The 24,188-nt window shown below is 54.2% G+C and carries 21 protein-coding genes; 15 read left to right on the top strand and 6 right to left on the bottom strand.

Annotation, left to right across the window (positions count from 1 at the left end):
* Positions 1-11 precede the first annotated feature (11 nt).
* The 4 genes from HNV11_RS18405 to HNV11_RS18390 form a co-directional block, all read right to left on the bottom strand.
* Positions 12-1,448 (bottom strand): glycosyltransferase family 2 protein, encoded by a 1,437-nt coding sequence (locus HNV11_RS18405; RefSeq protein WP_171741055.1) that lies wholly within the window; start codon positions 1,446-1,448, stop codon positions 12-14.
* Positions 1,445-2,557 carry a HEAT repeat domain-containing protein gene (locus HNV11_RS18400; RefSeq protein WP_171741054.1) on the bottom strand — a complete coding sequence of 371 codons (1,113 nt, stop codon included), beginning with the start codon at positions 2,555-2,557 and terminating at the stop codon, positions 1,445-1,447. Before HNV11_RS18400 ends, HNV11_RS18405 begins: the two co-directional genes overlap by 4 nt.
* A gap of 10 nt (positions 2,558-2,567) precedes the next feature.
* On the bottom strand, positions 2,568-2,888 hold the full coding sequence (locus HNV11_RS18395) for a response regulator transcription factor (protein WP_240163555.1): 321 nt from the start codon (positions 2,886-2,888) through the stop codon (positions 2,568-2,570).
* 163 nt (positions 2,889-3,051) lie between these two features.
* Entirely contained in the window at positions 3,052-5,613 is a 2,562-nt protein-coding gene (locus HNV11_RS18390; protein ID WP_171741052.1) for an ATP-binding protein, read from the bottom strand.
* Between the two features lie 491 nt (positions 5,614-6,104).
* On the opposite strand from HNV11_RS18390, the gene HNV11_RS18385 reads away from it, so the two are divergent.
* The 5 genes from HNV11_RS18385 to HNV11_RS18365 all read left to right on the top strand — a co-directional run bounded on the left by HNV11_RS18385 (position 6,105) and on the right by HNV11_RS18365 (position 9,721).
* On the top strand, positions 6,105-7,043 hold the full coding sequence (locus HNV11_RS18385; protein ID WP_171741051.1) for a hypothetical protein: 939 nt from the start codon (positions 6,105-6,107) through the stop codon (positions 7,041-7,043).
* Between the two features lie 287 nt (positions 7,044-7,330).
* Positions 7,331-7,687 (top strand): SpoIIAA family protein, encoded by a 357-nt coding sequence (locus HNV11_RS18380; RefSeq protein ID WP_171741050.1) that lies wholly within the window; start codon positions 7,331-7,333, stop codon positions 7,685-7,687.
* A 16-nt stretch (positions 7,688-7,703) separates the two neighbouring features.
* Positions 7,704-8,288: a vitamin K epoxide reductase family protein gene (locus HNV11_RS18375; RefSeq protein WP_171741049.1), complete on the top strand. Its 585-nt coding sequence runs from the start codon at positions 7,704-7,706 to the stop codon at positions 8,286-8,288.
* 2 nt (positions 8,289-8,290) lie between these two features.
* Positions 8,291-8,668, top strand: coding sequence for an SPW repeat domain-containing protein (locus HNV11_RS18370; protein WP_171741048.1), 378 nt, complete (start codon positions 8,291-8,293; stop codon positions 8,666-8,668).
* 69 nt (positions 8,669-8,737) lie between these two features.
* On the top strand, positions 8,738-9,721 hold the full coding sequence (locus HNV11_RS18365; RefSeq protein ID WP_171741047.1) for an SDR family oxidoreductase: 984 nt from the start codon (positions 8,738-8,740) through the stop codon (positions 9,719-9,721).
* Between the two features lie 20 nt (positions 9,722-9,741).
* Here HNV11_RS18365 and HNV11_RS18360 read toward each other — a convergent pair whose 3' ends face one another.
* Both HNV11_RS18360 and HNV11_RS18355 read right to left on the bottom strand, forming a co-directional pair.
* Complete coding sequence (locus tag HNV11_RS18360) at positions 9,742-10,875, bottom strand: NAD-dependent epimerase/dehydratase family protein (protein WP_171741046.1); 1,134 nt, start codon at positions 10,873-10,875, stop codon at positions 9,742-9,744.
* A 17-nt stretch (positions 10,876-10,892) separates the two neighbouring features.
* Positions 10,893-12,365, bottom strand: a complete 1,473-nt coding sequence (locus tag HNV11_RS18355) for a vitamin K epoxide reductase family protein (protein ID WP_171741045.1) — start codon at positions 12,363-12,365, stop codon at positions 10,893-10,895.
* 180 nt (positions 12,366-12,545) lie between these two features.
* Here HNV11_RS18355 and HNV11_RS18350 point away from each other — a divergent pair, with 180 nt between their 5' ends.
* The 10 genes from HNV11_RS18350 (at position 12,546) to HNV11_RS18305 (ending at position 24,170) form a co-directional block, all read left to right on the top strand.
* The gene (locus HNV11_RS18350; protein WP_171741044.1) at positions 12,546-13,184 is read left to right on the top strand and encodes a Crp/Fnr family transcriptional regulator; all 639 of its coding nucleotides are present in this window, start codon (positions 12,546-12,548) and stop codon (positions 13,182-13,184) included.
* A gap of 73 nt (positions 13,185-13,257) precedes the next feature.
* Positions 13,258-14,061, top strand: a complete 804-nt coding sequence (locus tag HNV11_RS18345; RefSeq protein ID WP_171741043.1) for a sulfite exporter TauE/SafE family protein — start codon at positions 13,258-13,260, stop codon at positions 14,059-14,061.
* A 94-nt stretch (positions 14,062-14,155) separates the two neighbouring features.
* Positions 14,156-15,574 carry an MBL fold metallo-hydrolase gene (locus tag HNV11_RS18340; protein WP_171741042.1) on the top strand — a complete coding sequence of 473 codons (1,419 nt, stop codon included), beginning with the start codon at positions 14,156-14,158 and terminating at the stop codon, positions 15,572-15,574.
* A 102-nt stretch (positions 15,575-15,676) separates the two neighbouring features.
* Positions 15,677-16,252 (top strand): YeeE/YedE family protein, encoded by a 576-nt coding sequence (locus HNV11_RS18335; RefSeq protein WP_171741041.1) that lies wholly within the window; start codon positions 15,677-15,679, stop codon positions 16,250-16,252.
* Between the two features lie 109 nt (positions 16,253-16,361).
* Positions 16,362-16,763 (top strand): DUF6691 family protein, encoded by a 402-nt coding sequence (locus HNV11_RS18330; protein ID WP_240163983.1) that lies wholly within the window; start codon positions 16,362-16,364, stop codon positions 16,761-16,763.
* A gap of 65 nt (positions 16,764-16,828) precedes the next feature.
* Positions 16,829-18,229 carry an MBL fold metallo-hydrolase gene (locus HNV11_RS18325; protein WP_171741040.1) on the top strand — a complete coding sequence of 467 codons (1,401 nt, stop codon included), beginning with the start codon at positions 16,829-16,831 and terminating at the stop codon, positions 18,227-18,229.
* A 282-nt stretch (positions 18,230-18,511) separates the two neighbouring features.
* Entirely contained in the window at positions 18,512-19,225 is a 714-nt protein-coding gene (locus tag HNV11_RS18320; protein WP_171741039.1) for an NUDIX hydrolase, read from the top strand.
* Between the two features lie 110 nt (positions 19,226-19,335).
* Entirely contained in the window at positions 19,336-21,003 is a 1,668-nt protein-coding gene (locus HNV11_RS18315; protein WP_171741038.1) for a ribulokinase, read from the top strand.
* A gap of 42 nt (positions 21,004-21,045) precedes the next feature.
* Positions 21,046-22,551, top strand: a complete 1,506-nt coding sequence (gene araA, locus HNV11_RS18310) for an L-arabinose isomerase (protein WP_171741037.1) — start codon at positions 21,046-21,048, stop codon at positions 22,549-22,551.
* Positions 22,552-22,628: 77 nt separating this feature from the next.
* Positions 22,629-24,170 (top strand): alpha-N-arabinofuranosidase, encoded by a 1,542-nt coding sequence (locus HNV11_RS18305; protein WP_171741036.1) that lies wholly within the window; start codon positions 22,629-22,631, stop codon positions 24,168-24,170.
* Positions 24,171-24,188: the final 18 nt, after the last annotated feature.

Here is a 24,188-nt window from a genome sequence, read left to right as displayed (position 1 = left end):
GAATGGTTAAGTTAACTCGATGGTGTTGGTGTTGCGGGTTTACTAAGGCCCTGTCGGGTCATGCTACCCCAGCCTTTTTTACCACGCAGGTAATCGATGTTTCCGCGAATGCTGCTGTAAACGGTGAAGGGGTGGTAAAAAAAAGGCTCAATGAGGGCTATCAGCAGCAGTCGGCCCAGGTCACGCTTGCTGCGGTACTGCAGGTACGTTTTCTGATCGACCCAGATCGCCAGACATGACAGACAAACAGCATAGCTATAGACCGTTGCCAGTAACAGCCAGAAACTGGAGCCGTTAATAAGGCCCAGCAGCCAGAAAATTACGCTCATAATCAGCCCTAGCGATTCGGCAATGGGCGCCAGCCACTCATAGAAGAACCAGAACGGATAACTTAGAACGCCCATGATCCGGTAGTTTGGGTTGAAGAAAACTTTCCGGTGAAACTTCAGACAATCCATTAACCCCCGGGTCCAGCGGTTACGCTGCCGCCCCAGAATATCCCAGCGCGATGGTCCCTCGGTCCAGCAAAGGGGATCGGGAATGTAGCGCACGGCGTAGGACTGATTACGTTCCTCCATCATCCGGCGCATGCGCATAACGAGTTCCATATCTTCCCCCACCGTTTTGTGCGAATAGCCACCCGCTTCGATAACGGTTTGCTTGTCAAACAAACCCAGCGCGCCCGAAATAAGCAGTAACCCATTTATTTTGGCCCAGGCCACCCGGCTGAGCAGGAAGGCGCGCATATACTCCAGCACCTGCGCCCGGGCGATGAGGTTACGGGGAACGTTGATGTCAATCAGTCGGCCGTCGCTGATCACGCAGTCGTTGGCCAGCCGGATAACCCCCCCGGTCGCAATCACCTTCTGGTCGGTTTCTTCCAGAAACGGTTTTATCATCCGCAGCAGGGCATCGCGTTCGAGCACGCAGTCGACATCAATGCAGGCAAACAGTTTTCCGGCGCAGACATTGATACCGGCGTTGAGCGCATCCGACTTGCCGCCATTGCGCTTATCAACCACCGTCAGGTGCGAAACGGCTTCGTCCCGCGCCTTATACACCCCCAGAATTTCCTTGCATTCGACGCTGTGCTGCACGAACAGGGCTGTTTTCTCCAGCTTATAGGCGTCAATCAGGCGTTGCAGCGTATCGTCTTTGCTGCCATCATTCACGATGACCACCTCAAAATTCGGGTACTCCAGCGCCAGCAGCGACATGGCGTTGTCGACAATGTTAAGCGCTTCGTTATAGGCCGGGGCGATAATGGAAAGTTTAGGGGAAAGGGGAGACGTCAGAATCTGGCGGTAATCGACAAACGACGTTTCGGCTACGTGCTTCCGGATCACCCGATACGACAGCAGCGCCGAAACCGTATAGATCAGCATCAGCATCAACGTATAAACCAGAAAAATATACGTCAGTATGTCGGCCAGGAAGCTAAGACTCATGATAGCTTAGGGTCAAACAAATGGTCAATATACCGCGTATCGGGGGTTAGCTGCTGAAGTTCGCTTCTCGACAGGCCAGTTGCCTTCAACGCACTCAGGGCACTTAGCCGAACCGCCGGGTCATCGTGTTCCGTATAAGCTACCAGCAGGTCAATAACGTCCGGATCTCCCTGGTTACCCAGAACTTTCAGGGCGCAGCGCAGTTGTTCGCCGGTTGCCTGCTGAATATAATCCATCAGAACCGGAATCGTTTCAGGCGAACCGAGATAATCGAAAGCATCCAGAACGGCCATCTGCACGCGTCTGTCTGCGTGCGCAAGCAGCGTCCCCATGTCCAGGATTTTATCAAACCGGTTGTAGTGCCGGCACAGACGGATACCGAACAGAATCCAGTCCGGGTGCTTGGAGGATAGCCAAAGGTCGAACGGGGGGAGCTGGTCGGTGTCCAGACGCCGGAATCGCTCCAGCAGCAGAATCTGCTCCCAGTCGGAAAGCTGGGTGTTTGTCTGTTCAACATCCTGCAGCCAGGTTTGATCGCCTAGCGCAACCATGGCGGTAATCAGTTCCAGACGGAGCGTGGTGCTCTGCGTCTTTAGCTTACGTCTTAGAACGGGCAGGGCCAGAACCATCTGTAACTGGCTTATGATTCGGGTGGCGTACGCCTGCTGATACCAGTGGCGGCTTCGCAGGAGCTTGTAACAGATGCGGTGCAGATTCAGGCTGGTCAGTAGTTCACGCAACGCCGACTGCCCTTCCCGGCGAAACAACTTACTGGTGGCGAAGATTACGCTGAGAATAACCTCACCCGCCCGGGGGTCTTTTTTCAACTCTTCCCGGAACGTAATAACTAACTCCCACGTAGAGTAGTCGCCCGCCAGCCAGATGGCAATCTCATCTTCTATCCGTGCCTGCAGGGCATCGGCCCAGCGTTGCCGACGGTTACGGATCAGCATCAGCACGAAGATGTAGGTCACTAAACATACTGCCGTTAGGGTTGAAACGGCAACCAGCGTTAAAAAGAACAGCTGAAAAGGGCTTAACTCGTCGGTCCAGTACTCATAAAGCGCCACCAGCCCAGGGGGTTGCAGAGCCAGATTCACAGTTGTCATTCGCTCCCGGCTAACTATTCCCCAGGTGCCTGCGGACCCGGCTAACCAATTCATTCGGGCTAAAGGGCTTCAGAGCAAAATCGTCAGCGCCGAGGCTGAACGCTTTCAGGACGGTTTGCTCCTGACCTGATGCCGAAAGAACAAGGACCGGTATGCGCGTGTTGAGGGATTTTTTGACGTATTCCAGCACCTCCAGGCCGCTATGGTAGGGCATCATCAGGTCCGTAATGACCAGGTCGGGGATGTTGGTCCGGAGGCACTCCAGGGCCTGCTTCCCATCGCTGGCTGTCAATACCGTGTAGCCTTCTTTCTGTAGCCGATAAGAAAGCATTTTTAATACTAGCGCTTCATCTTCAGCGATTAGGATCGTATATGATTTACTATTTGAGTCCCCTTCCATACCGTAAAGTTAACTAGAACTACATTAAGTAAGGAGAGTATTTATGAGAAAATAGTAACGGAGCGAAAGTGCACAGAAACGGTGACTTACTGCTTTAGCTGCTCATGTCCTGTTCCAGCTGATTTTCAAGCCTGGTCAGACCCCGGTTAATATCTTGAAACAAACCGGCCAGCTGTGCCCCGAAGTCGAGGTTGAACGACTGATCTTCGTTTTCCATTTTTTTTAGCTGTTCCGATAAGCTCAGCATAGCCAGCGAGTTGAGCGACGAGCGGAACTTGTGGGCGCTCTGGTTAAACGTATGTCGGTCTCTGGCTTCTATGGCTTCGAATAAGGCCTGTCGATACTGAGGCAGGTCCCGGCTAAACAACGATAGCAGTTCGGCCAGTAACTCGCTGTCGCCACCCGTAACCTCGTCCAGGTACGCCTGGTTGATAAGTTCTTTCTCGCCTGTTTCGGCGGAGCTATTCATTGCCGACGAAGTCGTCAGGGCTAGTCCTGGTGCAAAGCGCATCAGGATTTCGTCGATCTGCTCAATACGTATGGGCTTGGCCATGTATTCATTCATGCCTGCCGCCAGACAACGCTCCCGTTCTCCCGGCATGGTGTAGGCCGTCATGGCAATGATGGGGGTATCTAGCGCCAGTCGCTGGCGAATGGTTTGCGCAGCCGTGTAGCCATCCATTTGCGGCATCTGAATATCCATCAGAATCAGGTCAAACACCTGTTCCTCCAGCATAGTCACGGCTTCGAGGCCATTGTTGGCTATTGCCGGCTTCAGTTGGTAGCGGGTCAGAAAACCCTGGAGAACCTTTTGATTCAGTTCGTTATCTTCAACAATGAGCACATCGATTGTCGAGCGGTCGGGGTGCGTGGCGGGCTGGGGGACCGGTTCCGGCTTTTCAACAGCATCTGGAATGGTCACTGGAATTCGGATCGTGAAGGTCGTGCCCTGACCAAGGCGGCTTTGAACGTCGATCTTGCCGTTCATGAGACTGACCAGGCTTTGCGCAATGTTCAGACCTAGCCCCGTGCCGGCCGACCGAAACAGATTGTCCGACATTACTCGGCTGAACCGGTTAAAAAGGTGAATATGGTCTGCTTCGGCAATACCGGCGCCCGAGTCCTCAATATCGAACACAAGGTCGATCTGTTCAGGCTGGTGGGCAGACTCCGTCCGCACTCTAAGCCTGACGTAACCTTCTTTGGTGAACTTGACGGCATTACTACAGAAATTCAGGAGAACCTGAGTGAGTCGTACCGGATCGGTCAGGATCAGCGACGGCATAGCGGCATCCGACACAACTTCGGAGCGCAGACCCTTGTCGCCTGCCTGGGCCGATAAACTGGCTTTAACCGTCTGTATGATCTCGTCGAGCTGAGTCGGCACTGGATCCAGAACCAGTTGACCTGACTCAATTCTGGAAATGTCCAGCAGCTCGTTGATCAGCGCCAGCAGGTTATTACCCGACAATTTGATCCCATTCAGATATTCCTGTTCGTCGGGAGCAGAGCGTTTTTGCCGGAGTATCTCTGTGAAGCCCAGGATCGCGTTGAGCGGGGTCCGGATGTCGTGGCTGATATTGGCCAGAAAGATTTCGCGCTCCTGCAGGGATTGTTCGGCGATGGTGCGCGCCCGCTGCAGCTCTTCTTCTTTGTGCCGGGCTTCGGTAATATCACGAAAGATGGATATGGCGCCTACAATTTCACTTTCCCGACTGTAGATGGGACGAGCGTGTGAAGCAACAAACCGAAAGCCGTTTTTGGTTTCCAGCAGCATGTTATCGACCGAAACGGCTTCGCCCCGTAACGCCCGGCCCAGCGGGATGTCCTCGGGCTGAAACGGCAATTTTGTGTCCGCATAGGACAGGCTGAACCGGTGGGCCCAATCGCCCAAGGTCATAGGTTTGCCGGTTAAGGTAATATCCAGAAACTCCTGCGCGGTTTGGTTGACATACACGACCTGCCTGTCGGTGTTCAGCACGATGACGCCTTCCGGGATGGCTTCCAGGTACTGAGTTAGCTCTTTCTGCCGATTGAGCATCTGTTTGGTAAGCCGTTCCCGACGTAAGGTATAGCGATAAAAAATGAACAGCAGGGCAGCCGCCAGGAGCAGTACCAGGCCATCAATGATATTGTCGAGCGTCCGCATAGTGGCGATACGCTCGTTGATCTGTTCCTGACTATCCAGTAAGCTGTCAGCCAGGGCCAGACGAAACGTTCGTAAGGATCGCACCAGTTGCTGAATCTGTTTACCCGACGTAACACTCCGGCGAATATCGGTCTGTAAAACTGATTCGGCCTCTGTCTGCAACCGGCGGGCTAACGGGTTAAGCTCAGGTCGGTGCCGGGTCAGCGAAACCAGCGAATCGAGCAACGGTCGAATGGCGGCTGTATTACGGGCCGACCGGTTGCTTTTGTAAATAGCCTGAGTAGTCGGGTCAGTCAGTTGGTCGTCGGGCGGGTGGCTAAGCTCCAGCGTAAGCTCGATGGTATTATTCAGTACGGCAATCGTCTGAATAATCGACTGGCTGCCACTCTGTACGCGATTAAAGGTAGCGGCTTCGTAATAATGCCGGATAGTTAATAAAACGATGGTTAGGCCAAAGCCGACAAGTAACGCAATGCGAAGGGTCGGGTTCCGAATAGTGAGTTTCATTGGCCTGAATAACACTTGCTTTCCGAATGGTTAAAAGTCTTACTATTTTCTGATATACCCGTAAATAAAATTGATCCGTTCGGGCATTTATAATCTAGAGAAAATACTGTCTTTTACTTGAAAATAGATTACAAAAAAAGCCAGATTTAATGATTGACAGTTAATTAATCAGGTATAGGTGCGGATTTGTCAGGCAGCTTCGAAAGAAACCACCCGCATTCAACTAAATAGACAGGTATTTAGTCAGGGGTCACTCGATTCAGGATAAATTATAGATTCATCTGTAACTATTTACGTATTAGGCAGTCAAACTATAGCCGATTTAACTTGTTTGTTTTTAATTAGAGTTATGTAAATCACAACTTTAGTAACTGCCTGCCTACGATACTAAACTGATTTGTGAGCCAAGAAAACAAGCTCGGGATGAGGTTCTTTAGTTTAAACGCATTCATTGACTCTACCATTCATTAACCGGTTCTAATCCCTATTTTATGAAGTATTTCTCCCCTGCTGTGTTTGTGTTTGCTCTGGTTGGTCTGGCCAGCTGTCAATTAGACGTCATTGAGCCTGTGTCGCCCCGCCAGTCTGCCTCGGCCCGGGTGGCCGCATCTGCTTCTGCCGACTATCGGGGCGTTTATGTAGATGGATTTAATGCCATTCTGGGCAACAGCAGTCTGGAAGATTCATTGCTTAACTGGTGCGCCGGTCACAACTTCAATGCCATTAGTCTTTACGATCTGAACACGATTATGGGTGATGAGCGCTATAGCGATCTGGCGCGCTTCATTCAGAAAGCTCGTCTGACGTACGGCATCGGTCAGGTAGCGGCTGTGCGGGGAACGTCCGCCAATTTTACGCAGAATGCCGGTTACGACGCTTCCAGAGGGGATCTGAATGAGCGGTTTACGACCTATAACCTGGAAAATGAATGGTGGAACAATGGTCCCGCCTGCGATTTTTCCTGCTATACGTCTATTCTGCAATCAATGAGCAACAAAGCCCGTAATGCCTCTCCCCGTATTACGTCTGAAGCTTACATTGGCTGGTTTCTGAACCCCTCGGGGCAGGATTTACAACAGGCTAAAACGCTGGTGCGCTGGCTGGATCGAATTCTGGTTCATGATTACCGAACCTATCCTCAGTTCGGATATATGCAGAGCCGGCTGTCCTATCTGGGCAGAGCAGCCCAAAGCCAGAATCGGGTGATAGACGTGATCGTGCTCTTTAGCGCCGAGCCCGAATTCATGCAGGACTATTTCAGCGTATCGGGCCAGAATCACTCATTCGACGAGGCCTATGCCGACATCGTCAATCAATTTAATGCCGCCAGTTTCAACGGTAAGAACAACGTACGGTTGATTGGCTACCAGATTTTTGATTATTCCTTCGCCCGGCAGGCTCGCCCGACTTACATTTCGTTGTTTCAGTAAGGAAGCGATTCATTAGCTATTCCTTCGGTCACTGGCGAAACCGCCAGCGTCCGCCCCGATCAGGCTACGTGAGTAGCGTTTGCAGCCATCGGAGGTTATGGTTGTATGTGCACAAAGCGTCCATCCGGGGTTGACACTGCTGGTCGTTTCTGCAGTACTACGTTTACGGGCGTACAAGAACTACCGGGCCCAGAAACGTCTGCTCCGCTCAACCATTTGGAATCGGATGAGTTGTATTTACGTGAGCCTCTATGAGATAACGAAACGTGATTATAAGCGCAGCGATTATGATTCAGCTGATTGACTTCTCCTCCAACAGGATTCTGGGCTTCCGCTTATCCGCAACGATCACCGAAGACGATATCAGGCCGTGGGCTGCGCTGCTGGACCAGAAAAGTAATCAACATGATAAGCTGCGCGCTTACATTGAGTTTGACGACGTCGGCACCGTAACGCTCAAAGCGGCTTTTGCGGATCTGAAATTTGATCTGACTCACCTGGGTGATTTTGAAAAAGCCGCCCTCGTAGCCGACCAGAGCTGGACAAGCGTACCGACTTCGCTAGGCAACCTGGTGCCCGGTCTGGAAGCCCGGCAGTTTTCGTCGGCCGAAAAAGAGCAGGCCCGCCAGTGGATACAATATTAACCTACCCGGTTTTCCCATGGATACGGCTTTGCACTCGACTACGCGTTCATCCGACATTCCGCCCGGCTGGACCTACAACCCTTCGACCTGGGGAGAGCGGCTACCGCTCGTCGCTGCGGCCGTGGCTGGATTGGGCACGGCTCTGTATTTATCGGCCTATCAGCTGAACTACATAGAGTCGGTCTGGGACCCGTTTTTCGGCTCTGCTTCCAGCGAAATCATCCTGAACTCACCGATTTCCAAGGTTTTGCCCATTCCCGATGCCCTGCTGGGCGCGATCGGGTACTTTCTGGATGCTATCAGCGGCATTATTGGCCGGACAAAGCGCTGGAAGACAATGCCCTGGATTGTTGTTCTGTTTGGGGTTGCGGTGGGACCACTGGGGATTACGAGTTTGTTTCTAGTGGTTGCGCAGCCCGTTATGTTTCACGCCTGGTGTACGTTATGTCTGGTATCGGCGATTATCTCCATCATCATGATCGGCCCCGCAATGGACGAAGTCCTGGCAAGTTTGCAGTACCTGCAGCGGGTAAAACGAAGCGGCCTTTCGGTCTGGAAAGCGTTCTGGGGTAACGAAGAAATTAATGCAAACGTGAACTGACTATGTGGCCCCGGCTGGTAAATCTCTGTATTGGTCTGTGGCTGACGGTATCGCCCGCCGTTCTGCAAATGCCTGAACGACTGGCTGCTCATCAGTATATTCTTGGGCCGGTTATCGCGTCGGTTGCGCTGATCGCCATCAGTGAGTCGATGCGTAATCTGCGTTACGTCAACACGCTCCTGGGAATCTGGCTGCTGATAGCCCCGTGGGTCCTGCCCGGGGCCGACGCGCTCGTGATCATCACCGAAATGATGGCGGGTCTGCTGCTTACCGGGCTTTCGCTTATCAAGGGGACGATGAACGATCGCTTTGGCGGGGGCTGGCGTTCGTTGCTGGCCGACTCGCCGGCGCACGTAGAGGCCGCAAAACCAGCGCCTTAAAAACAGTTCGGCTAAACAACCGGCCGGGCGCTCCGTTGTCCATATAGCGCAGAGATTAATAGCAACGTTATGAAAGAAAAAAAAGTAGTCGTCGTTACGGGTGCATCGGCCGGGCTAGGCCGGGCTATTGTCCGGGAGTTTGCCAGGGAAGGTGCTGATGTTGCTCTGATTGCCCGCGGCATTGACGGTCTGGAAGGAGCTAAACGCGAAGTAGAAGCCTGCGGAGGCCGGGCCTTGATCTGCCAGCTCGATGTAGCCGATGCGGAAGCCATCGAAAAAGCGGCCGATGAAATTGACGCAACGCTCGGGCCAATCGATGTGTGGGTCAACAATGCCATGAACAGCGTTTTTTCGCCGATCAGGGATATGAAAGCCGAGGAGTATAAACGCGTAACGGAAGTTACGTACCTCGGGCAGGTGTACGGGGCATTGGCAGCCCTGAAGCGGATGCAGCCCCGCAACCGGGGGAGTATTGTTTTCGTCGGGTCGGCGCTGGCTTACCGGGGTATTCCACTGCAATCGGCCTACTGTGCAGCCAAGCATGCCATTCAGGGATTTTACGATTCCCTGCGGGCCGAACTACTCCACGACCAGAGTGCCATTAAAACCTGCATGGTGCAGCTGCCCGCCATGAATACAACCCAGTTCGGGTTTGTCCGGAGCAAGCTGCCCAATAAGCCCCGACCCATGGGCACAATCTACCAGCCGGAAGTTGCCGCCCGGGGAATTGTATACGCCAGTAAGCATAATCACCGTGAATATTATATTGGCTGGCCGACCGTTGAAGCCATTGTTGGGAATAAGATTGCTCCTTCGGTTGGTGATCTGGTACTGGCCAGAACGGGTTATAAAGGCCAGATGACCGATGAGCCTGAAGACCCCAACCGGAAAGACAACCTCTGGGAGCCGCTGCCCGGCGATCACGGTGCGCATGGACCGTTTGATTCGAACTCCTGGTCGTTCAGCCCGCAGTTCTGGGCGGCAAAGAATAAGCTGTCACTAACGGCCTTTGCGCTGGCGGTGGTGGCTGGTGCGTTTCTGATCAGAAAATAGCCGGTAATGAAGGAACTCGGCTAAAGGGTTCCTTTTTGCTTTTCTTTCAGTTCGTCCGGCAATTCCAGTTCGTTTACCCTGTACCATTCTACCGGATTTTCTTTCAGGTTATTGATAATCGTCGGCAGTGTTCCGCTCAGTGAGTGTCTGGGGTGCCAGTCGAGCACTTGCCTGGCCTTGTCGATGTTCAGCTCGTAGTGGTCATCGGCGCGGTCAATCATCCAGGGTTTAATAAACGGGTCGCCCACCAGATCCTGCACGGCTGCGCCGACTTTTGCCAGCAGCTTGGGTAGTTCAATAGTTGTCCAGTCGGTGCCGTAGAGTAACTGCCCGGTTGTCTCCTGGATTTCGCCGTAGCTGACGGGCGTTTCTTCGCCGATGTTAAGTATCGTTTCCGGTTCCAGCTGATGCCGCTTCCGGATAGCCAGCTCAATGGCATCGACGGCATCTTCCAGATGGACGAACGAATTGCCCGAAGCCGTGTCGCCCGAGTAAAAATGGCTGGTCAGCGTTCGCTCATAAATTCGCTGAATCTGGTGCACAACCGGCACCGAATGCCCTGTCTCGTTGTAAACACCCGCGATGCGCAGAATAACGGCGGGGATGGAGCCTCGCTGTTCATGGATAACGGTCTCCGTCCTGACTTTGGATTTGGGGTAATCCCAGGCCGGGGCCAGCGGAGCCGTTTCATCGAGCGGATGACCAGGCGTGGTTGGTTTATAGATAAGCATGCTGCTCGAAAAGATAAACTGTTCCACCTCAAAGGATTGCAGCGCTTCCAGCAAATGTTTGGTGCCCTGCACGGTCAGCTTTTCATAAAGAGGGCTGGGCTCGCCCGAAAAATCATAGTAAGCCGCTAGGTGAACCACGGACGCAATCCGGTTGCCGAACTGCTCCCGTACCTGCGCCAGCGACTCGTCAATGCTGGCCCGGCTGGTTATGTCATTATTGATGCAAACCGCTTCTTCGGGTGGATAGGGCGGCCCGGCATGGTCAAAGCCGATCATGGTGTATTCCGAGGCCAGTCTTCGGATCAGACTGCTGCCAATCAGGCCGCTGCTGCCCGTAACGAGGATAATCTCTTTCTGGGGTGAATGGGTAGATTCCGGTTGGTGCTGCTCATTCGCAGGTTGGTGGTTGGGCTGATTGATCATGTTCAGTAGTCCGTTAGTTATTTTACGTAAGTATCCCAGCTGCCGTAGTGCTCAGTGATTTGTCCGCGGGGTATGGCCAGTGCAGCAACGACAAGTCCGGTAAGTACGCAGTTAATGCTCAGACTGCCGGAGGCATTACTCGTAAACCAGATGCCGATTGCTAGGGCTAGCCCCAGCAGAACATTCAGGTAGCGACCAATGCGCAGCACTTCGCCCATGCTGATTACCGAGACAACAACAATCAGCGCTCCGCACAGGTGGTTCAGACTGGCCGCCGGCGTCTGGATAGCCGCCCCAAAAACATAGGGAGAGAAAACCAGCCAGATGCCCAGCAGCATGGATACCGTCAGGGTCCAGGGAAAGCTCATGCCCCAGATAGAGGCCAGAAATACGCTTCCGCTCTGCTGGGGGAATGTTAGCAGCGTAGGGGAGCGTTTGTCCATTTCGCCTTTCTGCATGCGCTGCCGCATGTACTGAACCATGGCAATTACCTCATCGACCTCCAGCGGAATCATGGGCAGCATAATAACCGCGGCCAGTATGCAGAACGTACACCAGTAGCCCACCAGCAGCGGCTGGGAGATAACCAGGAAAATATGCACCAGCCCAAGCGGAATTACCAGAATCCCGAAGAACGTAACCATCCAGGGCATGGTGCGCCAGCGGGCCGAACTCCCCATGAACCCCATCAGAAACTCAAATGTATAGGCAAACGAACCCAGCCCGGCATCGGATACGGGCATGGCATGCGACATCGCTGAGTTCAGAACGTTTACGGTACTTTCGCCAAAAAATGGGTCCCAGGGCTGATCGAGATAACCCAGTTGGAAAGCGGCCAGATACCGGGATACCATCCAGCCAATAAACCCGGCAACAATCATGATCCATCGCTGGGGCCAGCTGGAAGGGTTGTACGTCCAGCCGGGGGGCGTATCCGGCCCCATCTCCATATACATAATCATGTTCGGCATACCGGGAATGAGTATTGTCAGACCGATAACCAGCGTACCAACCAGCGTATCATTGACGTAAGCTGCCGCCGAAGGTGACCACAGAATGAGCGGAGCCATACTGAGCCAGATGCCGACAAAACAGCAAATCCAGACGCTGGCCGGGCGGTTGGGCGTCAACGACCGGTAACCGAAGATGATCAGCACAAGCCCACTGATCAGGTCACTCCATTTCAGGGCCTGCAGACGATCGGGCAGTGACAACCAGACCGGGCGGCCCCCGCTGGGCATGACTGCTCCCCGGGCGTAGTCGAAGGTTAGTGGTGAGAGCATTACCCAGACGCCCAGAATAACAACCAGCCAGTAGACCCACAGCGTCTGCATCTGGTGCATCCGAAGCATGTCCATTCGCTGATGGGGGCTCATCATGTCGTGGTCATGGCCGTCTTGCGGCATGTCCTGCTTCTGGTCACTGTCGTGTCCGTGACCTTTGTCCATCATCGGCCGCGTTACGCCCCGATTACCCATGTCCATGTTCATAAGCCAGCGTCGATCAGTAATACGATGTAGTACCCTTAACTTTATAACTGCCTGATTGGGACGTATGTTGACAAAAAGCGGTATTGAAGAGGCTGAACCGGTTCGATCAGGCCCGGAAAGCAACTTGATCGCCGGAATCGGTGTTCATGATTGACCGGCTTACTGCCGGTTTAAACAGGTATGAAGCTAACAGTTGATTATTTACAACAAACTCTGCGCGGACAGTTCGAGTACAGCCTGCTTCAGGAACTGGCCGAGGTAGGGCAGCTCAGAACGGTTCCGGCGGGCTCTTACCTGATCCGGCCCGGTGAGTTTATCCGCTCGGTACCCATCCTAATCCGGGGAGCCGTCAAAATCATGCGCCCTGATCGGGAAGGCCGTGAAGCCCTGCTTTATTTTCTGGGCGAGCTGGATAGCTGCGCCATGTCCCTGACCTGCTGTCTGGGCAGCCGGCCAAGCGAGATTACAGCCATCGTAGACGAAGAAGCGGAGATGATTGCCATTCCGGTTGAAAAGGTTGATGAGTGGATGTGCCGCTATTCGAGCTGGAAGCAGTTTGTTTTTCAGACTTACCAGAAACGCTTCGATGATCTGCTGGCAACGATTGACGAGGTCATCTTTCACAAGCTGGACGATCGTCTGGTAACTTATCTGCAGAAAAAAGCGCAGAGCTGTCAGTGCCGCGAACTGGCAATTACGCACGAAGAAATTGCTCAGGAGCTGGCCACATCACGTGAGGTAATTTCCCGCTTGCTCAAGCAACTGGAGAAAGACGGTCAGATTAAGCTGATGCGGAACAAAATAGCGATGCTGGCCTAATTTCCTGGGTTTGTAACATTTGTCACGGAACGGCCGGGCAGCTGAGTCGTATTTCGCTTAAAAAAAAGCGACTATGACATCTCTGCAACTGGCGGGATTTGGGGCCTCCATATTTATTGGGGTTAGTCTGGGCCTGCTGGGCGGGGGCGGTAGTATTCTGACCCTGCCGGTGCTGGTTTATCTGCTGGGTATTAATCCCATCGTCTCAACGGTCTATTCGCTGTTTGTCGTCGGAACCACCTCGCTGGTTGGCTCTGTGAATTATATGCGGCAGCAGCAGGTTAATTATAAAGCGGCTATGGTTTTTTCCATTCCGTCGTTTCTGGCCGTTTATCTAACGCGAAACTATCTGCTGCCGGTAATTCCCGATCCTGTATTGGCTACCGATGCCTTTGTGCTGAGCAAGGACGTTGCCATCATGCTTGTATTTTCGGTGGTGATGCTGGCTGCATCGGTGGGTATGATCCGGGAGCAAACCGGGCCAGACAATCCAGCCCAGTCGGCAGTGCCTTTTGATCTGCCACTTATTGCCGGCGACGGTATATTGGTGGGTGTGCTGACAGGTATTGTGGGGGCAGGGGGCGGGTTCCTGATCATACCTGCCCTGGTAATGCTGGTTCGTCTGCCGATGAAAATGGCCGTGGGCACCTCCCTGCTGATCATCGCGGCAAACACGCTGATTGGTTTTTGGAGCGGTACGGCAAACCTGCCGATTGACTGGCCTTTTCTGCTCGGGTTTACCGCGTTTGCGGTGCTCGGAATTTTGCTGGGTACCTACCTGACGCGGTTTATAGCAGGAAATAAACTAAAGAAGGCCTTCGGCTGGTTTGTCCTGATAATGGGCGTGTATATTCTCACCCGAGAGCTGTTTCTGTGAGCTGAGTAGGTGACAAAAGTCACGGAATGTCCCGTAACTGCCCCTTAATTTTGATGATCTTAAACGATTGACTGTTACTCCATCCGGATACTCTATGACTATCGAACAAATTTATACCGGCTGCCTCTCGCAGGGAGCCTACTATATCGAAAGCGAGGGCGAGGTCGCCGTAATCGACCCCCTGCGCGAAGTGTCTTCCTATGTTGAGAAGGCCCGGCGGGACGGGGCTACGATCAAATATGTCTTCGAAACGCATTTCCACGCTGATTTTGTGTCCGGTCATCTCGATCTGTCCCGGCAGACGGGCGCACCGATTGTGTACGGACCCGGTGCCCGGACGGGCTTTGACGCTTATATCGCTCAGGATGGTGAAGAGTTTACGGTAGGGGCGTTAACCATTCGCGCACTTCACACGCCGGGCCATACGCTCGAATCCACCAGTTACCTGCTGCTGGATGCTACCCGTCAGCCGGTTGCCCTGTTCAGTGGCGATACACTCTTTATTGGCGACGTTGGCCGACCCGATCTGGCGCAGAAGTCCGACCTGACCATGGATGATCTGGCCGGGATGCTGTATGATTCGCTGCGGAACAAGATTATGACGCTGCCCGAAACGGTACGGATTTATCCGGCGCACGGGGCGGGGTCGGCCTGCGGGAAGAACATGAGTAAGGAAACCAGCGATACGCTCGCTAATCAGAAACAGGTTAATTATGCTTTACGGGCCGATATGAGCCGCGACGAGTTCATTCGGGAGGTAACCAACGGGCTGGCCAAACCACCCCGCTATTTTCCCGAGAATGTGCGCATGAATCGCGATGGCTACGAAAGCATCGATACGGTTCTGAACCGGGGTGCGCAGCCGCTTGATCCAGAAGCTTTTGAAGCGGCTGCCAACGAAACCGGCGCCGTCCTGCTCGACACCCGCGATGCCCAGACGTTTGCGCAGGGCTTCGTTCCCAATGCCATCAACATTGGCCTGAACGGGCAGTTTGCCCCCTGGGTGGGTGCGCTGATACCCGACTTAACCCAGCCGATCCTGCTCATTACTGACCCCGGCAGGCAGGCCGAAACGCTGGTGCGGCTGGCCCGTGTGGGCTACGATCAGGTAATTGGTTATCTGGCGGGCGGCATGACGGCCTGGGCAGAGGCTGGCTACGAGGTCGATACAATCCCGACGATTTCTGCCGACGAACTGGCCGACCGGATGACCGTCGAAAACCCGACGATTCTGGACGTGCGTAAGCCGGGCGAGTACAGCGCCGAACACGTAGACGGTGCGGTGAGCCTGCCACTCGATACGCTGAACGAAACGATGGCCGAGGTGCCCTCCGAAGGGCCGGTTTACGTTCATTGTGCAGGGGGCTACCGCTCCATGATGGCTGTATCCATCCTCAAAGCGCGGGGTTTTGACAACCTCGTCGATGTGCAGGGCGGTTTTGCGGCAATCCAGAAAACAGGGCGGATCGCCACGACGGATTACGTATGTCCCACAACCCTGCAAAAGCAATAAGCTGGCTGCCGGATGCATTCAGTTTGTTATTCGCCAGAGTGATTTTCTCTACAGATTAGCCGGAAAAGAAGGCGGTCTGGATTTATTTAAACTGCTTATTTTATGTCGTTTCCTGAAATTATCCGTCAGCCCTGGCCCTGGTATGTAGCCGGGCCGCTCATTGGACTGACGGTTCCAGCACTGCTGCTGATTGGTAATAAATCGTTTGGGATCTCCTCATCGCTGCGCCACATCTGCGCGGCCTGTGTACCCGCCAATATTTCCTTTTTTAATTACAACTGGAAAAAAGAAGCCTGGAACCTGTTTTTTGTGGCAGGGATAGCACTGGGCGGTTTTCTGGCCACAACGTTTCTGGCTGACCCCAGTTCGATTCGGGTTGCTCCTGATACCGTAGTGGCTCTCCGGACATTTGGCATTCAGGATTTTTCGGGCCTGATGCCGGCTGATTTATTCGCAGCCGCGAATCTATTTACGCTCAAGGGCCTGTTTTTCTTTGTCATTGGGGGGCTTCTGGTTGGGTTTGGTACCCGGTGGGCAGGGGGCTGTACATCCGGTCACGCGATTATGGGGCTGTCTAATCTACAGTGGCCATCGCTGGTGGCAACCATCAGCTTTATGGCTGGCGGCTTTGCCATGACGCACCTGCTGCTACCCCTGATTTTCAAACTCGTTAATTAATCTGATTGTGCAACAAATTCAATCAACCAATGCGCCGTTACCGAAGCCTCAGCGCGTAAATCCGGCAACGTCCGTTACCACAACCCGTTCTGAAAGTGGGTTTGCTAATTTGAAGTATATGCTGGTGGGCATTGCCTTCGGCATTGTATTCGTCAAGGCCGAAATTATCTCCTGGTTTCGGATTCAGGAAATGTTTCGGTTCGATTCGTTTCATATGTATGGGGTTATTGGAAGCGCCGTGCTGGTCGGAATGATTTCGATTGCGCTCATCCGGCAGTTCAATATTAAAACGTTGCAGGGAGAAACCGTGCGGATTACGCCCAAGGTATTCCATAAAGGCCAAATCTACGGAGGTGTTCTCTTTGGGCTGGGCTGGGCAATTACCGGGGCCTGTCCGGGACCGCTCTTTGCGCAGATTGGCAGTGGCTTTCTGGTTGTTGGTGTTACGTTGCTGAGCGCCATTGCGGGTACGTGGCTATACGGGTTTTCCCGTGCACGACTGCCGCATTAGCGACCGCCCCGTACTGGTGTATGGTGTGTTGAACAAACGTTATGATTCGTTAACCTGACAAGCCTATGGCACTCGTGTTAGAACAAATAGATAGTGAAGGACTAGCGCAGCTGAGTTACCTGGTTGGCGATGACAGTGCCGGGCTGGCGGCCGTTATTGACCCCCGTCGGGATGTGGCCGTTTATCTCGACAAAGCCCAAAAGCTGGGCGTGCGGATTACGGCCATCATCGAAACCCACATCCACGCCGATTTTGTGTCGGGGGCGCAGGAGTTACAAGCCCGAACCGGTGCTGCGATTTACGGAGGCAGGAGCGAGGCCTATCAGTTTGAGTTAAATCAGATGCAGGAAGGCGATGAAATTAGCCTGGGTAATGCAACGCTCCGCGCTCTGCATACGCCGGGACACACGCCCGAACATATTTCGCTGCTGCTCTTCGATAAAAAGCAGGGCGACGAACCGATTGCGGTCTTCACGGGCGATACGTTGTTCAACCAGGATGTAGGGCGCCCCGACCTGCTAGGCGAGGACGTAACCCGACAGCTGGCGAATGATCTTTATCAGTCGCTCTATGAAAAACTCCTGCCACTGGGCGATCGGGTCGAGCTGTATCCGGGGCATGGTGCCGGTTCGGCCTGTGGAAAGTCCATCGGCGACCGGCGCCAAAGCACGCTGGGTAACGAACGTCGGTTCAGTCCCGTGTTTCAACACCATAGCCAGGCAGATTTTGTCCAGTGGCTGCTCCAGGGAATGCCCGAGCCACCCCGTCATTATCCGGTTCTGAAAAAACTGAATGCCGCTGGCGCGCCCCTGAAGGGTCAGCCGCCCGTCATTCCTCCTTTGTCGCCCCAGGCTTTCCGGGAGCGGATGGAACAGGGCGATGCTGTTGTGCTGGACACCCGGTCAATACTGGCGTTTGGGGGCGGGCACATTCCTGGTGCACTCAATATTGCGCTGCTGCCCGAATTTCCAACCTGGGTCGGCTGGATGATCGACCGGGAGCAGCCCATACTCCTGATCGTCGAAAGTGAGCGCGACCTTGCGCTGGCGGGTGAGCACCTGTTCCGGGTGGGCTATGATACCATAGTGGGCTACCTGCACAAAGGCATGACAAGCTGGCAGAATTCAGCCTTACCACTGGAGTCGGCCGGAGAGTGGACTGTGCACACCTTACACCAGCACCTGAACGATCCGGACCTGACGATTCTGGATGTACGCGGTGACGACGAACGCCGGGCCGGTTACGTACCAAACTCACGCCATATCTATGTAGCCCATCTCCGCGAACATCTGGCCGATCTAGACCCCCATCAGACTATCGTGACGTATTGCGGCTCGGGCTTTCGGGCGTCTATTGCCGCCAGTATCCTACAGCAGAACAGCTTTTCAAGAGTCATTAATGTGCCCGGCTCCTGGACCGCCTGGCAGGCCGCCAGGCTACCAATCGAAAAGCCCGCCGATTCATAGTTCATCCTGTTGGAGAAGATTGTTAACCGAACCAGCCGCGCTCATACCCTGAGCGCGGCTGGTTCGGCCTTTTTTGAGCATACAGGTGCTAAAACTACAGGAATGAAGGAATTTAAGCTTGGCTGCAGGACTACAGTTTATACGTAACGGCACCTGCGTTCTAAGATTACCTAGAAAAATATTTGGTACTATTTGGAGATACGACTATAGATTTTTAGTATTGTGTCGTAATAACACGTTCAATGTGTTCAATAGACACGTTTTAACTGGGTTTGCTGTTGTATGACCTTAACTTATCAGCACAATGCCCGCATTCTGGTCGCCCTCGACTGCATCATCTTCGGGTTCGACGGCGAAGCACTGAAGTTACTCCTGATCAAACGGAATTTCGAGCCCGAATGCGGAAAATGGTCGCTGATGGGTGGGTTTCTGAATGAAGATGAAAGCCTGGAGGAAGCGGCCCGGCGGATTCTGTATAACCTGACCGGTTTGCAGAACAACTATCTGGAGCAAATTAAAACGTTTGGTGCGCCGGAGCGGGACCCCGTCGAGCGGACAATCTCGGTCGTCTATTACTCACTGGTCAATATTGCCGACCAGGACATAACGGCTATACAGGCGCACAATGCCTCCTGGATTAGTCTGGACGATAAGCCTAAACTCATTTTCGACCATGATCAGATGGTTGAGGTCGCCCTCCAGCGATTGCGCTACAAAGCGGCCCTGCATCCCATTGGTTTCGAACTGCTGCCCGAAAAATTTACGGTTCCGCAGCTCCAGAAGCTCTACGAAGCCATCTACAACACCCAGCTCGACCGGCGAAATTTCAGCCGTAAAATTATGGGAACCGATCTCCTGCTGAAAACAGGCGAGAAAGACATGACATCGGTCACCAAGAAAGCTCAGCTTTATTCGCTCAATACCGAAAAATACCAGAAATACCTGGACGGCTATTATACGTTCCTGCCGGAACTGGCTGAGCTTTCAGCGGTCTGATTCCAGATATCCCTGGCCGATTCGACACTGCACGCAAATGCCCACCACTGAAAACCGCCCTGTTGGCATGTTCGTGAGACAGGATCTATACTGCTAAAAATCATACAGGTATGAATCATACATACGTCATTGGCGTCGATTTTGGCACCGACTCGGTGCGGGCCCTGCTGGTCAATGCCCGGACGGGCGAAACCGCCGGTACGCACGTGCATGAGTACAGCCGCTGGAAACAGGGTCGGTACTGTAATCCGGCTACGTCCCAGTTTCGGCAGCACCCGCTGGATTACCTCGAAGGGCTGGAAGCGAGCATCAACGGCGCATTAGCCAACGCCCCAGCCGAGGTTCGGCAGCAGGTGGTCGGTATCTCGATCGACACCACCGGTTCGACGCCTGGTCCGGTTGATGAAACGGGTATGCCACTAGCCTTACGTCCTGATTTCGCCGAGAACCCGAACGGCATGTTCATTCTCTGGAAAGACCACACGGCCAACGCCGAAGCCGAAGAAATCAACGATCTTGCGCACCACTGGGATACCGACTATACCAAATACGTCGGGGGTATTTACTCGTCGGAGTGGTTCTGGGCCAAAATTCTGCGAACCCTGCGGGTCGATGCGGCTGTCCGCCAGCACGCTTTTTCGTGGGTTGAACACTGCGACTGGATGTCGGCGGTATTAACCGGCAACACAAACCCCTTGACGCTTCGGCGGTCGCGCTGTGCAGCCGGTCACAAGGCACTCTGGCATAGTGAATTCGAGGGTCTGCCATCCGACGAGTTCCTGACCCGGCTCGACCCACTGCTGGATGGTCTACGGGACCGGCTCTTTACGGATACTTATACCGCTGATCTGCCAATGGGCAAGCTCTCGGCTGAATGGGCCGAAAAACTGGGTTTGCCGACCAGCGTCGTGGTGGGCGTAGGGGCGTTCGATGCCCACATGGGCGCGGTCGGGGCCGAAATTGAACCCTATGCGTTTGTGCGGATTATCGGCACCTCGACCTGCGATATTCTGATGGCTCCGAACGAGGAAATTGGCCACCGGCTCATTCGGGGTATCTGCGGGCAGGTCGATGGCTCCGTTGCACCCGGCATGCTGGGTCTGGAAGCCGGACAATCGGCGTTTGGGGATGTGTATGCCTGGTTTGCCCGGCTCATCACTGGGCCGGTGCGCGAACTGCTGGGTGACGAAGCTGCCGATACGATGGCGCGTCAGCTCATTCCTCATCTGTCGCAGCAGGCTGCTCAGCTACCCGTTACGGAGAACGACCCGATCGCCCTGGACTGGATTAACGGACGCCGGACCCCCGATGCCAATCATACGCTCAAGGCGGCTCTGGCGGGGCTTAGTCTCGGCACCGACGCCGTAACTGTCTTTAAGGCGCTGGTAGAGGCCACCGCTTTCGGCTCGCGTAGCATCGTCGAGCGGTTTGTGCAGGAAGGAGTTCCGATTCGGAAAGTCATTGCCATTGGCGGGGTGGCTAAAAAGTCGCCATTCGTCATGCAGACCCTCGCCGATGTGCTCAACAAACCTATCCAGGTAGCTCAGTCCGATCAGGCGTGTGCGCTGGGTGCGGCCATGTTTGCGGCTGTCGCGGCTGGCGTTCACCCCTCGCTCGAAGCCGCTCAGCAGGCGATGGGGTCGGGCTTCGACGCTGAATATATTCCCAATCCCGAGCAGGTGGCGGTCTACGAAAAGCTTTATCAGAAATACCGCAGGCTCGGCGCCTTTATTGAAAAAGAAACCGTTCGGCCGCATTCGTTAGCCGAAACCCTGTAAGGCGTCTGTGTCAATTCACTATCATTCCTTATTGTCAGCATAATGCGCAATCTGAAGCAATTTGAAATCTGGTTTGTAACGGGCAGTCAGCATCTGTACGGGGAAGAAACCCTCCGTCAGGTCGATGCTCACTCGCAGACCATCGCCCAGTTTTTGACCAAGGCAGCTGCCATGCCTGTGCAGGTCATCTTTAAACCGGTTGTTAAAACGCCGGACGAGATCTACGCAATCTGCCAGGAGGCCAACGTAGCGCCCAACTGCATCGGTATCATTACGTGGATGCACACGTTCTCGCCCGCCAAGATGTGGATTCGGGGACTGACTATTCTTCACAAGCCCCTATTGCACCTGCACACGCAGTTTAACCGCGACATTCCGTGGGGAAATATTGACATGGACTTCATGAACCTTAACCAGTCGGCGCATGGCGATCGGGAGTTCGGGTTTATGATGACGCGTATGCACCAGTCCAGACCGGGTCTGAACCGCAAAGTCGTGGTGGGTTTCTGGCAGGACGAAGCGGTCGTCCAGAACATAGCGGCCTGGGCGCGGGTAGCTGTGGGTGCTCACGAGCTGAAAACGCTGAAAGTGGCCCGCTTCGGCGACAACATGCGGCAGGTAGCCGTAACGGAAGGCAACAAGGTAGCCGCCGAAATGACCTTCGGCATGTCGGTGAATACGTACGGGATTGGCGATCTGGTGGCCGTTATTAATCAGGTAACCGATGCCGACGTGGATCGGCTCGTTACGGAATATGCCGACACCTATACGCTCATGGAGTCGTTGCGGAAAGGTGGAAACCAACACCTGTCCCTGCGCGATGCGGCCCGGATTGAAATCGGGATGCGGGCGTTTTTAGAGGATGGCGGTTTCGGCGCCTTCAGCGACACGTTCGAGGATCTGCACGGCATGAAGCAACTGCCCGGCATTGCTTCGCAGCGGCTGATGGCCGAGGGCTACGGCTTTGGGGGCGAAGGCGACTGGAAAACGGCCGCGATGGTACGTATTCTGAAAGTCATGTCAACCGGACTGCCGGGCGGCAATTCGTTCATGGAAGATTATACGTACCACTTTGATCCGATGAACCCACTCGTGCTCGGCTCGCACATGCTGGAAATTTGCCCCAGTATTGCGGCTGGCAAGCCCTCCTGCGAAGTGCATCCACTGGGTATTGGCGGCAAGGAAGATCCCGTCCGGCTGGTGTTCAACGCGTCGGCGGGTCCGGCCCTGAACGTATCGCTGATCGACCTGGGCCACCGCTTCCGGTTGCTGGTCAACGAAGTAGAAGCCGTCGAGGTAACCGAGGCCCTACCGAAACTGCCCGTTGCCCGCGCGCTTTGGAAACCCATGCCCGACATGGCAACGGGCTGCGCGGCCTGGATTCTGGCCGGTGGCGCGCACCATACTGTCTACAGCCAGAACCTGACCACCGAACACATTGAAGACCTCGCCGACATCTTCGGCGTTGAGTTGGTTGTAATCGACCGGAACACGAACCTACGCCAGTTAAAGAACGAATTGCGCTGGAGCGAAGCGAGCTATCGATAAAAAGCGAAAGAGCGAAAGAATGAATGAGTGACTATGTCTTTCATTCTTTCGCTCTTTATCTCATTTACTCCCTGACCATGAACAAATACATTATATCCCTGCTGCTTGCCCCTCTCTGCCTGACCGCTGTAGCTCAGAACCGGGTAACGATCAATCCCGGCGAAGGCAAGACCATCATTAACCGGCATATCTACGGCCACTTTGCCGAACACCTCGGCCGCTGCATCTACGACGGCTTTTACGTAGGCGAAAACAACACGAAGATTCCCAACAGGAACGGAGTTCGTCTGGACGTAGTGGAAGCGCTCAAAAAGATGAAGATCCCGAACCTGCGCTGGCCGGGAGGCTGCTTCGCCGATACGTACCATTGGAAAGACGGCATTGGGCCCAAGTCCAAACGCCCGACGATCGTGAATACCTGGTGGGGTGGAGTAACGGAAAACAACAGCTTCGGCACGCACGACTTCCTGAACATGTGCGAGCTGCTGGGCACGGAGCCGTATCTGGCTGGAAACGTGGGCAGCGGCACCGTACAGGACCTGACTGAATGGGTGCAGTACGTTAACTTCGAGAAGGACAGCCCGATGTCGAATCTGCGTCAGCAGAACGGCCGCGAAAAGCCCTGGAACGTGCGTTTCTGGGGCGTGGGTAACGAAGCCTGGGGCTGTGGCGGCAACATGAAACCCGATTATTACGCCAACATCTACCGGCAGTACAGTACGTTCATGAATCCGCAGGTCGGCAAGGAGCGCATTTTCCGGATTGCTTCGGGAGCCAGCTCCGACGACTATACCTGGACCGAAACGCTCATGAAGAACATTCCGGTCAACATGCTCGAAGGACTGGCCATGCACCACTATTCGGTCTTTAGCTGGGATGAAGGGAAAAAAGGCTCCGCAACCGACTTCACCGAGAGTGAATACGTCCGCACAATGAAGCAGGCCCTGCGGATGGATGAACTGATCCAGAAGCATTCGGCCATCATGGACAAATACGACCCTCAGAAGAAAGTAGCGCTGGTGGTCGATGAATGGGGCGCGTGGTACAACGTAGAGCCGGGCACGAATCCGGGCTTCCTGTACCAGCAGAATACCATGCGTGACGCCGTGCTGGCAGGTGCGACGCTCAACATCTTCCATAAACATGCCGACCGGGTGCGGATGGCCAATCTGGCGCAGGTCGTCAACGTCCTGCAGGCCGTAATCCTGACCAACGGAGCGAAGATGCTGCTGACGCCGACGTATCACGTACTGGAAATGTACAACGTACACCAGGACGCAACCCTGCTGCCGGTGGACATCAAAACCGATGATTATGAAGTTGGCCAGGAGAAACTGCCCGCCGTATCGGCCTCGGCCTCGCGCGACAAGGCTGGTAAGGTGCATATCTCGCTGGTGAATATCGACGCGGGCAAACCGCAGGTCGTTACTGTTGGGCTGAACGGTCTAAAAGCGTCGAACGTAACGGGGCGTGTACTGGCGTCGGCGAAGGTGCAGGATTATAACACCTTCGACAACCCGAACAAGGTGAAGCCCGTCGCGTTCAACGGGGCTAAACTAAACGGCGACAACCTGACCGTAACGTTGCCGCCTGCATCGGTGGTGGTGCTCGAACTATAAAGAGCGAAAGAGTGAATG

It is taken from the genome of Spirosoma taeanense, from assembly GCF_013127955.1.
Classification (GTDB): domain Bacteria; phylum Bacteroidota; class Bacteroidia; order Cytophagales; family Spirosomataceae; genus Spirosoma; species Spirosoma taeanense.
Note: the sequence above shows the minus strand (reverse complement) of the source record. Positions and strands in the feature narration are given on the sequence as shown.